Below are 14,220 nucleotides of genomic sequence, written 5' to 3'. Positions count from 1 at the left end.
AATACATTGTATTAGTAAAGTGCCGACACATTGTTAATAATACCAAGATAGCTCAATATCTTTTCCCGATTTTATTTTGGTCACCTACTAATTTGTTTCGCGCCCTAATTTTTTTTCTTCTAAGCTCAACCAGTAATGATGTATTCCTCGATAATGTTGTTTCTTTTCTGGTCGCTCACTTGGAATACTAAAGTAGTAGTCTACTTCTCTATCAATAATATTAAAGAATTCTTCACTTGCAAAGAATTCGTAGGCTTTTTCATCAAAAGATGTTAGATATTTACTGCAAAATTCTTCGAATTTTTTTGTTTCGAAATATTCATCAGCTATTTCAGTATATTTATCTAGTTTTTCCTTATACGATAAACTACCATCTTCTGCAATAGCAAAGTATCTTGGCCAATTCCGTGCAAAATTATAAGAACGTTTTTTTTCTGTTACCGCGCAGAAAATAAGCCACTTCGCCATATTTTTTACCAAATCTGGAAAATGAAAATGTAGAGATGTTAAGGTACTATCAGGATAAGCATTAGCAAAATCGATAGGATAAATAATATTATCGTGACCAATAAGCGATTCACAAGAATTATGATCCCAACCGTAAAAAGAATTGATTATCTTACATATTTTCTTGATTTCATCTTCTTCTTCGGCAGTTAGAAAATTTAGCTCTACTGATTCGAATTCATTGCGCATATAGCGATCATGAGAATGCTCTGCACTAGCATTATAATGCATAGGCATCATTTGTGGTCCTACACCTACAGTTCTTACAAATTCTCGGTAGTCGATAGCTTTTTGCAAGTTCATCGGTTTGCTACCAGATTTGTTATAAGCAGTTAGGAGCTCTTCTGGATTATCTACTTTTACAACACCAACCCAACCTCCGCCAGATTGAGGCTTAAGAAAAGCTGGGTATCCTACCTCTTCGCCAATTTCTTCTATGGAAAAGAATTCGTGTTCTGAAAAAATTAGTTCAGGAATTGCTTTGTTATCTTTTTTTAGTTTATCGTAACTTTGTTGAGGAAGAGCTATCGTTTTTGGTATATTTAATCCCAATTTGTACATATGACCATAGCTCGTATTTTTGTTGATCGCTTCAAAGGTAATCATGTCGTTGAGTAGATAAGTTTGGTAACCAATTGTCATGAAAAAACTATTGTGATGAGGATTCCAGTGAGCACCACGATTAATAATTGCTTTATAAGGACATTCTGCATGTAGAATATCGTAAGGCCGTGTGGTTATACGACGACTTGTTACGTTATATGACTTTTTTTTATATTTTATTTTAGGATTTGCGAATGCAAGTAGTTTTTCAAAAGCCACTCGAAAGGAGTAACTATTAGGGTCCATTACGCCGATTAGTGCGTTTTGATGTTTCATAAAAAATCCTTTAAGGGATATAAGGTTTAGGGCGCACAACACACCCTAAGTTTAGTTTAGTCTTTGTTTTCCGTTGCTACTGAATAAATGAATGTTTTGTTTCTTTACAGAGAAGGCTATACTTTCTCCTTCTTTTACTTTTGGAAGTCCATCGCATTTTGCGACCCATTGTTTTCCTTGCACTGTAAAATATATATATGTTTCACTACCTATAGGCTCAATAATGTCTATTTGTGATTCCACAAATGTTTGTTCTTTTTTCATGGTTATTTGTAAATCTTGAGGGCGAACACCTAATATAACTTGCTGCGCACTAAACTCATTATCAATATCAAGAGTAAAACCTTTTCCAGTAATTTGGTTTTTATCTACTTTTGCTTCTACTTGGTTCATAACTGGGCTACCGATAAAGCTTCCAACAAACGCATTTCTTGGTTTTTCATAGAGCTCTATAGGTGTACCTATTTGTTGTATAAACCCATCTTTCATTACCACAATTCTATCAGCAAGTGTCATCGCTTCTATTTGATCGTGGGTTACGTAGACAATTGTAGTATTTAGAGTTTTGTGTAACCGTGAAAGTTCTACACGCATTTGCACGCGTAATTTAGCGTCCAAATTAGAAAGTGGCTCGTCAAACAAAAAAACTTTTGGATTGCGAACAATTGCACGCCCAATAGCTACACGCTGTCGCTGCCCACCGGAGAGTTGCTTTGGTTTTCTCTGTAAAAGATCTTCGAGCCCTAGAGTCTTAGACACTAGGTTTACTTTGTCTTGTATTTCTTTTTTGGGAAGCTTTTGCATTTTTAAGCCAAATCCCATATTCTCTGCAACTGTTAAATGAGGATATAGAGCATAGTCTTGAAATACCATTGCAATGTTACGATCACGAGGTGCTACTTTATTTACTATTTTGTTGCCAATAAACAATTGACCAGAAGTTACAGTTTCGAGTCCTGCAATCATACGCAAAGTTGTTGACTTACCACAACCACTAGGACCAACAAGTACTAGGAATTCTTTGTCGCGAATTTCTAAATTAAAGTTTTCTAGAATTGTGGTATTATCGTATTTTTTTGAAACATTTTCAAATTTTACTTGAGCCATAAAAAATATATCCTTAGCTATTTTGCTGAGCAAAATCTTTCATGAATTCGGTTAATTTTTCTATTCCTTCAAGCGACATGGCATTGTACATAGAAACTCTTATGCCTCCAACAGAACGATGCCCTTTTAAACCCGAAAAACTTTTTGTTTCTGTTTCTTGCAGAAATTTTTTCTCTAGTTCTTCAGAAGGTAATCGGAAAGTAACATTCATAAATGAGCGGCTGTCTTTTTTGGCTGTTCCTGTATAAAAAGAGGATCGTTCGTCCATTGTTTGATAAAGCAGTTCGCCTTTTTGTCTATTGCGTTTTTCAATTGTTTCTAGACCACCTTCACTCTCAATCCATTTAGCAATTAAACCTACTAAGTATATTTGAAATACTGGTGGTGTATTGTAACAGGAGTCTTTATCAGCATGTATCTTATATTGAAACATAGAAGGTAACGAAGTGTTACTTTTCTCTGTTAGGTCTTTGCGCATAATTACAATAGTTACTCCTGCTGGTCCAGCATTTTTCTGAGCACCTGCATATACTACATCAAAATTTTGAATGTCAAATTTCCGCGAGAGAATGTCTGATGACATATCTACAAATAAAGGACTTTCTCCTCTTTGGGGAAATTGTAACCACTGTGTTCCAAAAATAGTGTTGTTGGAAGTGATGTGGTTGTAATCAACATCCCCAGGTAAACTAATATCTTGGGGGATATAGTTAAAGTTTTGTTCTTCCGAGCTAGCGACAACATTTACATTTCCAAAAAGTTTTGCTTCTTTAATTGCTTTTTTTGACCAGCTACCAGTATTGATATAGCCAGCACTATTTTTTAAAAAATTCATTGGTAGAGTAGCAAATTGTGTACTTGCGCCTCCTGTTAGGAACATCACATCGTAGTTATCCGGTATACTAAGTACTTTTGTTAGTGCTGTTTTTGTTTCTTCTAGAATAGTAATGAAATCTTTAGATCTGTGACTCATTTCTAAAACAGACATACCAGCGTTTTTGTAGTTGAGTAATTGTTGTTTTGCTTCCTCAAGTACCGGTAGCGGTAATGTTGCTGGGCCAGCGCTAAAATTATACTTGCGATTCATCCTGAAATTCCTTTATTGAGATATATGGATGTAGATGTCCATAAAAAATTTTTATACTTTGACAACTTTTAGTTATGATCTTCGCCAATGATATTGCTAATTTTGTACGATCGCTGTGAATTTTATTAATAAACACTATTTTTTTTGCATTTGGCGGACTATTGGCAAACAAACCATCAGAATTCACAAATAAACGAGATATTGCTTCTAGGCTCAAATTTTCACCTAGCTTACTCTGAGTTTTTTGCGCAAATAATTGTGCTCGAAACACATGGCTTTCAGATAAGACTTTAGAAAAACAGTCTCCACCAATAACAGCAATTGTTGTAGTTGTGCTTTTGGGAATAACCGGCTCTTTTGTAATATCAGGCCATTTTATATCGCATCTACGAGCGCCATCAGCTTCCACTATAATATAGTTTATGTTCGGTATTTCTAACCATGCGTCAATTGTATTTGCGGGAAATCCTTTGACTTTATTATTGGGTAGAATTTCATTAATAATCGTAATATGTTTGTTTTGTTCAAATGATATTGGTTTGTTGCTGTGGTAACCTTGTATTATTATAGATGTTTCTTGTGGCGATGGGTAGAAAATTTTAGTCGTAGTTGTAGAGATTACGTTTAAATTATATTCTGATAGTTGTCTTGCTAAGGTAAACATCAGAGTAGTTTTTCCACCGGCCCCTACGATACTTATTACTTCTTTTGATTGTAAATTAAGAAGTTGTTTCCAATTTATGTTGGTACTCAATACTTTCTCCACTAGGAAATGTCATTGTACCTGTGTCATTAGGGTGACCGTTTTTAAAAATCCCTTCAAATTTACGACCATCAGGCCAGTAGTATAAACCTTCTCCGTTAAACTTATCTTCGCTAAAATTACCAATATATTTTTCACCACTAGGGAGAACTAGTTCGCCTTGACCGCTATACGTATTCTCGCAAAACTCGCCTTTGTAAGTTTCACCTGTTGCTAGTTGTAGTTGTCCTTGCCCATGATATAGATCATTATCAAAAGCGCCCTCGTATACCTCGCCATCAGAGCCTGAAAATAGACCGTCTCCGTGAAACTTGCCGTCAGAGAATTGGCCTTCATAAAAGTTACCATTTGGCCAAATATATTTACCTTGTCCACAGCGAATACTTTCCTGATACTCACCTTCGTAAGTTTCGCCATTTTTCCAAGTGTATATACCTATTCCTGACATGAAATCTTCGATGAAGTCACCACAGTAGGTATCGCCATTTGCAAACATCGTGTTTCCTCGGCCATGGCGTTTACCATTGTAAAATTTTCCTTGATATTCATCGCCATTTTTATATTGTAAAACTCCTTCACCGTGCATTTTTTTGTTTTGTACGTTGCCGGTGTATTTCGAGCCATCTGCAAAATGGATAGTTTGTTCTTCGTTCATACAAATCTCCAAATCTTAAAATTATAACTTACAATTTTTTTTTTGTCAAAACAACATGAATGTTATGACTTACTTAAAATATTTTAATAAGGTGTGTCAGTGATTTAAAAAAGTGCACTTTTCTCTGTACTGTAGTGTAACATCTTGTAATCTTTGTTGTGATTGTGGTAAGTGTTGAATTAAGAATTTTGTTCCGAAAAAGAAGATTACTAAGGGCTCTAATTCGTTTTATTTTCTGGGTTTTAATGTGTTTGGCACCTTAGCCAGCCGAGTGTTGTGATTTCTGATAATCTGGCTAATGAAAGTGCTTATGTGGATTACTTATAACTTTTTTCTAGTTCCGCTATTTAGAATTTTGTAAACTCTAGCGATATGTTAGGACGTGTCAACGTTTATCTTTCCAACAAATTCGATATTTTGGAACACTAGCTTCGTTGTTTTCATGTAAAGCTGTACTATGTGTCCCAAATTATTCAATTTCAACCTAAATGTCGATACGTCGTAGTTGAGAATGTTCTATCTTGAAGGTGATAACCTACCAAGGTTACTTATTTTGTTGGTCACTGATAAATTTCTACTACAAATAGGTAAGTATATGATGTCTGATGAAAAAATTACTCCCGCAAAACAGCACTTAGTAAAAAAATTACAACTTTTTTGCAAAGAAGAAGAAACTACTAGTAGCATCTTTGCTCTAAAGGAGCGTCTCTTTGCTGAAAAGCAGAGTCTTGCACAACAAGGAGGTGGCAAAAAAGCTGTGCGTGTATACCACAGTTCGGGAAAAAAAACAGCGCGAGAGAGAATACAGTCTTGTGTTGATGGAGAAGCTTTTTACGAGATTGACAAGTTTGTTGGTAAAACTATATTAGGCGATGGCGTTATTACCGGCTGGGGATTTGTCAAAGGACGCAAGACTTTTTTAGTTAGTTGGGATTTTACAGTTATTGCTGGTACATGTGGGCATGACAATGCAAATAAAGTAGTAAAAATTCAGGAAATGGCTTTAAAAGAAAAATGCCCACTTATTGTTTTAAATGATTCGGGAGGAGCTCGTATTCAGGAAGGAATGCTTTCTCTTGCTGCATATTCACGTATTTTTTATGGTAACTCAAGTAAACTTTCTGGACGTGTACCTCAAATTTCTTTGATTATGGGAAATTGCGCAGGAGGAGCAGTGTACTCACCTGCAATGACCGATTTGATTATCATGACTGAAAAATCATTCATGGCGATTACCGGTCCTGTAGTATTAAAAGCAGCAACAGGTGTAGAAGTGAAGGCCTCTGATTTAGGAGGAGCTCATATTCAAGAAGAAAGTGCTGGTGTTGTCCATCTTGTCGCTAAAGATGATGATCATGCTTTACATTTAGCGCAAGAATTCCTGAGCTTTCTTCCGCAAAATTACAGTCAAAAACCTGATATAAAAGCAACAGAGGATGCTTATGATCGCGAAACAAAAATTACTTACGAGTTGTTAAAAGAAGTTGGTGACAATGCGTTTGATATGAGAGTTGTGATCAAAGATGTTGTAGACGATGGTTATTTTTTTGAAATACAAAAAAAATTCGCACCTAATGTTTCTGTTGGATTTGCACGTGTAGCGGGAGTACCCATTGGTATTATTGCCAACAATAGCCGTTACAAGGCAGGATGTTTAGACATTGATAGTTCGTGCAAAGCGGCAAAGTTTGTAAACTTGTGCAATCTATTCAATATTCCTATTGTAAACTTTGTTGATGTACCTGGATTCCTAGCTGCTTTAGAACAGGAGCGCGGAGGTATTATTCGTCATGGAGCAAAACTTCTTTTTGCACAGTGTGTTGCGACAGTTCCAAAAATTTCACTAATTATTCGTAAATCATTTGGAGGAGCGTACTGTGTTATGTTGAGTAAAGATATTCATACAGATCGCGTTTACTCTTTACCAAATGCAACTTTAGCAGTAATGGGAGCAGAAGGCGCAGTAGATGTTATTCATCGTAAGATGTTGATGTCAATTGCTGATGAAAAGCAAAGGCAAGAGAAACGTCAACAACTTATCGATCAGTATAATGAAGAGCACTTAAATCCTTGGGAAGCTGCACAGTATGGTAAGGTTGATGATGTTATAGAAGTGAAAAATTTACGACGCGTCTTGAGCCGCGAATTACCATCTTTATTCGCAAGTTATGAACCTCCTATTGTTGATCGCAAGTTTCCGAATATTCCCTTGTAGTGGTGAGAATAATAAAATGAAAATACTAATTATTTGCAGAGGTCCTATTGCAGATGAAGCTCTAAGAGTTATTCAAGAAAATAGTCTACCAAAACCGCATATTCTTATTTCGCGGCGTGAATGGCTAGATCAAATGGAAACGCAAGCACCATGGCTACACAATTGGGCGCGATTTGAGCAGATACATCTTGTTGATGAATATTCCGATATGGATGCTATTATTAAAATTGCGCATCAAAATCGTCTAGATGCCGTTTATCCAGGTTATGGATTTTTAGCAGAAAATTCTATATTTGCTAAAAAATGTGAGAATGCAAACATCTGTTTTATTGGACCTAGTAGTCGTACATTGGAACTTATGGGATTAAAAGATCGCGCGCGAGGCATATGTAAAGAAATAGGGATTCCGGTAACGCCAGGCATTGATTCTTTAGAAAGATTAATATTAGAAGATGGTGGTGTATCATGGCAAGATAGTCTAGCAAAATTGTTACAGCAAAAAGATATTTCTTGTGAACTTCCCTCTGATTTTTCACAGGCGATAGATCAAGCTTATAACGAAGCTGCTGAGAATAATATCGAGCTTTTTAGTGAAGAGCAACTTATCTTGGCTGCAAATACTGCTATAAAAGAGTTGTGGCAGAAGCATAATGGTATGCCCATTCGCATTAAGGCTAGTGCAGGTGGTGGTGGTAAAGGGCAGCGAGTTGTATCTCAAAACGATGATATTGCGAAAGCAATGCGCGAGGTTTGGAATGAAATAGGTGATTCCAAGTCTGTTATTTTGGAAGCTAATATCGAGAAGCCACGCCATATGGAAGTACAGATACTTGGCGATGGAGAAAATGTTGTTCACTTTGCAATACGCGATTGTTCGCTACAAACAATGTTCTACCAAAAGCTAATTGAAATAGGCGTTCACGAAGACCAAATAGATAATTTATTAGCATCTACAGATAAAGAAGATAAATTCTATAAGGAATTACAAGCAGAAAAAGAACTTATTGTCAGTTTACAAGATGCAGCTGTCAATATATGTAAACACATTAATTATCAAAATGCTGGCACTGTTGAGTTTCTTGTTGATTCACAACGTAACTATTATTTTATGGAAGTGAATGCTCGTATCCAAGTAGAGCATGGAGTTAGCGAAGAAATTTCGCAAGTTAAAAGAGAAAAATTGCGTTTGATTTCTGAGCAAATACGCATAGCTTCAGGTGAAAAACTTGGTTACTCTCAAGAAGACATTACTTTTTCTGATTATGCTTTGGAGTTGAGAATTAGTTTACTAGATAGCGTTTCCCTACAGCCAGCTCCAGGAGCTGTTATTGAAAAGTTCTTTTTTGATCATGGCGAAGGCATTCGTATTGAAGATAGTGGAATTGCTCGTAGCTTAGAGCAATATCGTACTGTTGTTTCTCCTGCGCAGTATGATGCAAATATTAGTTTGAATATTTATCGAGACAAAAGCTATGTCGCGATGTTAGAAAATGCAATTCACAACTTACAGCAAGCAGAGGTTGTTGGTGAAAATCTACAAACTACGATTCCCTTTCACATTGTTATATTAACTTGGTTGAAAGAAAACCAACCTTTACCACAAGTGACTACTGAGTTTGTAGAAATTCATTTATCATTACTGCGTCTTTTTATTGAGCAGTTACAGGAATTTAAAAACGAAATTGATTTATTGGCCAAGAAAAATCGACGTAATCCTTTTCCACTGTTATCGCTTGCAAAACAAATCGTTGGTGAAGTTGCGGGGAATCCATCATATGCCGTTGCTTTGTATTTAACAAAGAGTAAATTTGTCAATGTTTTTGATTTTATAAATATAACTTGTCGGTGGTTAAACATTTCAATATGGGCGGAAGATCAAAACTATATTGAAGAAGGCTATTCTTTTTATAAAACGCTTTTTTCATTAGCTTCTAATAAAAAATTACCTATAGTGGGGTTACTTGAAGAACATGTTTCTAATGAGTGGCAAGAGGTAGTAAGTATTATTGCGCAGTGCGAGGACAAACCAGAGAACGACGTTTGGAAAAAATTACAACAGCGGCATAAAGAGATTTCTAGTAGTGAAGCGTTTCAGTTGCTAGAGAAACTACAAGATACTTTGACAAACATTCCGCACAAAGAACTATACAAAGAGCTAGGCGAAACTACTATTTGTATACCAGCGGATGTTCAAAATAAAGAAAATAGGCGGCACATTTTACAAGCAGCAAAGCAACAAAAAAAGGATACAAATGAAATAATTTCACCAACTCTTGGTATATTTTATGCACGACCAAAACCAGGTGAACCTTGTTTTGTTAAACAAGGTGATTCTGTTAAAGTTGGACAAACAATGTTTCTTGTTGGAGCTATGAAAGTTTATACTGAAGTACAGTCTCCGCGTAATGGAATCATAAAAGAAATAAGAGTGGAAGATGGTGCATTAGTAAAACAAGGTGATGTTATAATGGTTATTGATTAGGGAATGAAACAGAACTGAAACTCTAAAACTGTTCAAAATTTGTTTTGACAATTAACAATTTCACAATGTACTATATATAATGTATAATTATGAACCTAGGTGCTAAGGAATTATACATTAATATAGATGGTACCTATATTTAAAATAGAATTTTCCATTTGTATATAAACCGTACTCCAGGGCGTCTCTATTTGTTGATATTTCTCAAAATATTCGTAGAACATGCCTAACCTCTCTAAAAATATTTAATCACTATAACTAAAGGAATAAAATATGCCTGAAGATTCAGAAGAAAATAAAGAGCGGCACAGCACACATGTTTTTTCCAATGAAGAAGTTAAAGAAATTAAAGAAGCTAGTAAAACTTCTGACACTAAGATCTTTTCAAATGATGAAGTAAAACAAATTCAAGAAGCTAGCAAAAAAGAGGAATAATTTATTGTTTATGGATTTTTTTGAGGTCGCATATTGACTTTTTGGGAAATTTTTTGTATATAGTAGCTTTTTAGTGTTTACTTTATGAGTGTTGTATATTTTTTGTTAAGAGTATGCTTTTACTCCCACTATGGCTAGATATAAGTTATTTTTGTGTATTTAGGAGATTGATTTATTAGCCAACAAAATTATAGAATTAACGACAAGATTCGCGCTCCTCAGATTTTAGTGATTGATGGTGATGGAAAAAATTTGGGAGTTATGACTGCTGAGGAAGGTTTAAAAATAGCAGAAGAGACTGGTACAGATTTAGTTGAAGTATCGCCAGATGCTTCGCCTCCTGTATGCCGGATTTTAGACTACGGTAAATTGAAATATCACCAAAAAAAGAAAGACAAGAAAAAGAAAAATCCTCAGCAAAAAGAAATTCGTTTACGGCCCAAAATCGGTGAGCATGACAAGTTAGTAAAATTAAAAAAAATAAAGCAATTTATTGCTCAAGGTGATAAAGTTCTTATCAGCATGAATTTTCGCGGACGAGAAATGGCGCATGTGAGTATGGCTGAATCATTACTGCAAGGCTGGGTTGAAGAGTTATTAGAAATAGCCAAAGTGGAAAAAATGCCCAAGTTAGAAGGCCGACGCATGACGATGTTAGTAGCTCCTAAATAATAAATTCTAACAAAATAACTTATGATGTAGATTATGGAGGCACAGTACTTAAGAGTACTGTGAGAAACTATGCCAAAGCAAAAAACAAATAAATCAGTTGCCAAAAGAGTCAAGATAACGGCTAAAGGAAAATTAGTCCGTAACAGACCTGGAAGACGTCACTTACAGGCTGCAAAAACATCAAAAACAAGAAGGCAATTGAGAAAACAACGATTAGTAAGTGATGGAATGACGAAGAAATTCCTCGATTGTATCGCTAAGTAAAGGAAGAATAGAATGCCTAGAGTTACATGTAGTGTTGCAAGACATAAACGCAAAAAAAGATTAATGAAGAAAGTAAAAGGATACCGAGGTGGTCGTAGTAAACTTCTGCGTACAGCTAAGGAATCTTATATTCGTTCTCAAAATTATGCGTACAGAGACCGCAAAGTGAAAAAAAGAGATTTTCGTAAGTTGTGGATTATTCGCATTAATGCAGCTGTAAGAGAAAAAGGCTTAAGCTACAGTCAATTTATGTATGCTTTAAAAAATGCTAATGTTGAACTCAACAGAAAAGTATTGTCAGAAATGGCGATCAATGATCCTAAAGGTTTTGATAGCCTAATCGAATTAGCAAAAGAAAATCTTAAAGCCGCAAGTTAAATCTTAACAAGCATTGTTATTCAATGCTTGTTAACTTCACTCCTCTATCTTCCGATTGTTGCACGCACCACCACTATCTCTCGATAAAATTTTAAATTTTTTTGAATAAAGATACTCTCCTATTGTCTTCTAATATTGGTATAGCAATAAGGCAATTGATCTAATTGCAAGTCAAATAAGCTTTAAACACAAAATGTGTTTCAGCAGTGACTTTACTTAAAAGGAGATGATAATGAGATACTTTATAATTCTATTTGTAATAATTAGTAGTGTGATAGCTGACGAAGTTTCGGAAATGCAATATGTTATTCATCCGCATAAACCATTTAGGTCACTTAGTTTCTCTATTATTGATTCATTAGGAAATAAAGCTGATGCTTTTGAGATCATAGACGAGAATCTCAAGAAAAATATCACGGGAAAAACTTTGTTTTCTATTGGAGTTGAGCTTGACTTAAAAATAAGATTTACCAAATACGAAACTGTTAATTCTAATATTGTTGTTCAACCAGGAATTGGTCCGATGTTAATACAATGTGATAAATTAACTCGATTGCGAAAACAACATTTCTTAATCGCGAAGGATTACCATATTGTTGATGGGGTAAAATACCCATATGAATTTTTTGTAGAGAAACAAATATTAGAAAAACATTTGATTTCAAAGAAAAAAACTAAAAAAGGTACACTTTACACTTTATCTGTTTCGCGTTTTGCTAGTAAGATAAAAATTAGTAGTGGTTTTTATTTTGAGCGATATCATACGACAAGTCGTACTAGAAATGTGTACAAAATAAAAAATATAAATGTTATAAAGTTTATTGCTCATTTGAAAAGTTTAGAAAATCGCGGTGCTTTTTATATAATTAACAAAGTATCAAGGTTTGTTCGTTCTCATCAAAGTTATTTGAAAAGAAGTCGCTCTCAAGATATTGAAGCATTGATTGAGTATTTGCTTTCTTTTGACTTATCGACTAGAAGTAGTATGCAGTTAGAAAATATCTTGATCGAATTAGAAAGTTTTTAAAAGGGAAAATATCTGTTTGAATTTTTATTTGCTCCAGGTTTATGGTTTTTTTTGGGGCTTATTTTTTTTATACGGCACTGGAAAAATATACCGCAGAGTAAGGTTTCAAGTCTCGAATTGTGGAATTTTGCACTAACAACAAAAGATACTTGGTACTTGAAAACAAATTTTACATGGCTAGCTCTATTTATATATTTATTACTTGTTACTGCCTTGGCGCGACCCGCCTGGTTTACAGAAAATAACAAATTTTTAATTATACTTGACCGTTCATCAAGTATGATGACTTTAGACAAAAAAATAACTTTGTTTGATAAAGGTAAAAAACGCATTAGAGAGTTGCTAAAAAATTTTTCTGATTCTGATCATGTTGAGTTGATATTATTTCCCAAAAAAGAGCATATCATTGGCACACGTCAAGATATTGAGTTTGCCTTAGGAAGTCGTTCTTGTACACACTTATCTAGCAATATAGCATCTATTCTTACCAATATTAACTTTACTGGATTTGATGACACCTTTATCATTGCAGATGGCACAGAGAATTTAGAGCATTGGCCAGGTAAAAAATTACTAATTGGCAATGCTACGACAGATAATGTTGGAATTATAAAATTTAATTCACAGCAGGTAGCTCCTGGAAAATGGCAGATTTTTTTCTTGCTAAAAAATTTTTCTATTAACAAATCAAAAGTTTCGATTGTCGTTACAAACAAAAAAAACGCGATTTGGAATAAAAAAATATTTATTGATGGAAGAGGTACATTTTCTCATTCTTTTATCGTTGAAGATACCAGTATCGATAGATTATTTCTAGCTATAGAAGAAAAAGATAATTTTTTCTTAGATAATATAGTTTGTGCTTCTAAACAAGATTTTGTTGTTGTGAGTGTTCCTACAACACACTATTCTCTTTTCGCGCCTTTGTTTTCGAAAATTCCAGGAGTAAAAACAATAGAAAAAGAGAGTTTGTCGTACGTTTTAACAAGCAAATATAACAATCAACAAAGAACTATATTTCTAAATATTCCTCCACCAAAAACAAAGCAAAAATTTATTCAACAACCAAGCGATTTTTACTTTATTGCTCACCCGTTGTCAGAATGGGTTCAGCCAAATATGTCGATTTCAAAAGCAAATTCACTGCAAAAATTTTCTGGAAATGCATTATTACATACGCAAGATGGTCCAATTATTGTGTGGAACAAAAGTTTCTTGTACATTGGCTTTGATTTACATAACAGTAACTGGCCTGAATTGCCATCTTTTGCTATCTTTTGGGTAAACTACTTCGATTTTTTTTTTCCATACCGCAATAACTTTCACTATGAGTTAACAAATGAATTTCAACAAGAAATACGTCATAGTGGTAGTGATGTCTATAATCATATCTCCGAACAAGAATCAAATAATATTGGTTTATCAACCACCATCGAAAACGATTATTCACTTTCTTTTTCTAGTAAATCTTTATGGGAAATGAGACGTTTTCTAGTGTACTGTTGTTGTGTTCTTTTGATCTTTTTGTGGTGGAAAGAAAAGAAGTAACTAGCTAATAGACTCTATTGATTTCTCGATTACTTCTGACTTTGAGCTTTTTAGTCTTGATTTTGTGATTCTTCGTTTCCTACACAAATTATACCACAAATCCACTATTTCCTTTCCTATTGTTGAGCGAGAAATAAAAATATATGGACACTTTGATTATGAATATTTATATGCTAGAATAGAAAACTATTTTTTTATAAG

At 34.5% G+C, this 14,220-nt stretch carries 13 protein-coding genes; 8 read left to right on the top strand and 5 right to left on the bottom strand.

Annotation, left to right across the window (positions count from 1 at the left end; genetic code table 11):
• Positions 1 to 87 precede the first annotated feature (87 nt).
• The 5 genes from UABHE_RS28000 to UABHE_RS27980 are packed head-to-tail and all read right to left on the bottom strand — an operon-like array spanning position 88 to position 4,998.
• Complete coding sequence (locus UABHE_RS28000; RefSeq protein WP_372366624.1) at positions 88 to 1,386, bottom strand: hypothetical protein; 1,299 nt, start codon at positions 1,384 to 1,386, stop codon at positions 88 to 90.
• 51 nt (positions 1,387 to 1,437) lie between these two features.
• Positions 1,438 to 2,493 carry an ABC transporter ATP-binding protein gene (locus tag UABHE_RS27995; RefSeq protein ID WP_372366623.1) on the bottom strand — a complete coding sequence of 352 codons (1,056 nt, stop codon included), beginning with the start codon at positions 2,491 to 2,493 and terminating at the stop codon, positions 1,438 to 1,440.
• A gap of 13 nt (positions 2,494 to 2,506) precedes the next feature.
• The gene (gene serC / locus UABHE_RS27990; RefSeq protein ID WP_372366622.1) at positions 2,507 to 3,580 is read right to left on the bottom strand and encodes a 3-phosphoserine/phosphohydroxythreonine transaminase; all 1,074 of its coding nucleotides are present in this window, start codon (positions 3,578 to 3,580) and stop codon (positions 2,507 to 2,509) included.
• Complete coding sequence (gene yqeC / locus UABHE_RS27985) at positions 3,564 to 4,334, bottom strand: selenium cofactor biosynthesis protein YqeC (protein ID WP_372366621.1); 771 nt, start codon at positions 4,332 to 4,334, stop codon at positions 3,564 to 3,566. The genes serC and yqeC overlap by 17 nt, the downstream gene beginning before the upstream one ends.
• Entirely contained in the window at positions 4,300 to 4,998 is a 699-nt protein-coding gene (locus UABHE_RS27980) for an MORN repeat-containing protein (protein WP_372366620.1), read from the bottom strand. The genes yqeC and UABHE_RS27980 overlap by 35 nt, the downstream gene beginning before the upstream one ends.
• A 511-nt stretch (positions 4,999 to 5,509) precedes the next feature.
• Here UABHE_RS27980 and UABHE_RS27975 point away from each other — a divergent pair.
• The 8 genes from UABHE_RS27975 (at position 5,510) to UABHE_RS27940 (ending at position 14,019) form a co-directional block, all read left to right on the top strand.
• Positions 5,510 to 7,213 carry an acyl-CoA carboxylase subunit beta gene (locus tag UABHE_RS27975; protein ID WP_372366619.1) on the top strand — a complete coding sequence of 568 codons (1,704 nt, stop codon included), beginning with the start codon at positions 5,510 to 5,512 and terminating at the stop codon, positions 7,211 to 7,213.
• Between the two features lie 16 nt (positions 7,214 to 7,229).
• Positions 7,230 to 9,695: a DUF3182 family protein gene (locus UABHE_RS27970; RefSeq protein ID WP_372366618.1), complete on the top strand. Its 2,466-nt coding sequence runs from the start codon at positions 7,230 to 7,232 to the stop codon at positions 9,693 to 9,695.
• Positions 9,696 to 9,968: 273 nt separating this feature from the next.
• The gene (locus UABHE_RS27965; protein WP_372366616.1) at positions 9,969 to 10,130 is read left to right on the top strand and encodes a hypothetical protein; all 162 of its coding nucleotides are present in this window, start codon (positions 9,969 to 9,971) and stop codon (positions 10,128 to 10,130) included.
• A gap of 174 nt (positions 10,131 to 10,304) precedes the next feature.
• Positions 10,305 to 10,802: a translation initiation factor IF-3 gene (gene infC / locus UABHE_RS27960; RefSeq protein WP_372371690.1), complete on the top strand. Its 498-nt coding sequence runs from the start codon at positions 10,305 to 10,307 to the stop codon at positions 10,800 to 10,802.
• 69 nt (positions 10,803 to 10,871) lie between these two features.
• Positions 10,872 to 11,066, top strand: coding sequence for a 50S ribosomal protein L35 (gene rpmI / locus UABHE_RS27955; RefSeq protein WP_372366615.1), 195 nt, complete (start codon positions 10,872 to 10,874; stop codon positions 11,064 to 11,066).
• A 12-nt stretch (positions 11,067 to 11,078) separates the two neighbouring features.
• On the top strand, positions 11,079 to 11,444 hold the full coding sequence (gene rplT, locus UABHE_RS27950; RefSeq protein ID WP_372366614.1) for a 50S ribosomal protein L20: 366 nt from the start codon (positions 11,079 to 11,081) through the stop codon (positions 11,442 to 11,444).
• A 232-nt stretch (positions 11,445 to 11,676) separates the two neighbouring features.
• Positions 11,677 to 12,471 (top strand): hypothetical protein, encoded by a 795-nt coding sequence (locus UABHE_RS27945; RefSeq protein ID WP_372366613.1) that lies wholly within the window; start codon positions 11,677 to 11,679, stop codon positions 12,469 to 12,471.
• A 51-nt stretch (positions 12,472 to 12,522) separates the two neighbouring features.
• Positions 12,523 to 14,019, top strand: a complete 1,497-nt coding sequence (locus UABHE_RS27940; RefSeq protein ID WP_372366612.1) for a hypothetical protein — start codon at positions 12,523 to 12,525, stop codon at positions 14,017 to 14,019.
• Positions 14,020 to 14,220: the final 201 nt, after the last annotated feature.

The organism is Candidatus Uabimicrobium helgolandensis, assembly GCF_041508025.1.
Taxonomy (GTDB): domain Bacteria; phylum Planctomycetota; class Uabimicrobiia; order Uabimicrobiales; family Uabimicrobiaceae; genus Uabimicrobium; species Uabimicrobium helgolandensis.
Note: the sequence above shows the minus strand (reverse complement) of the source record. Positions and strands in the feature narration are given on the sequence as shown.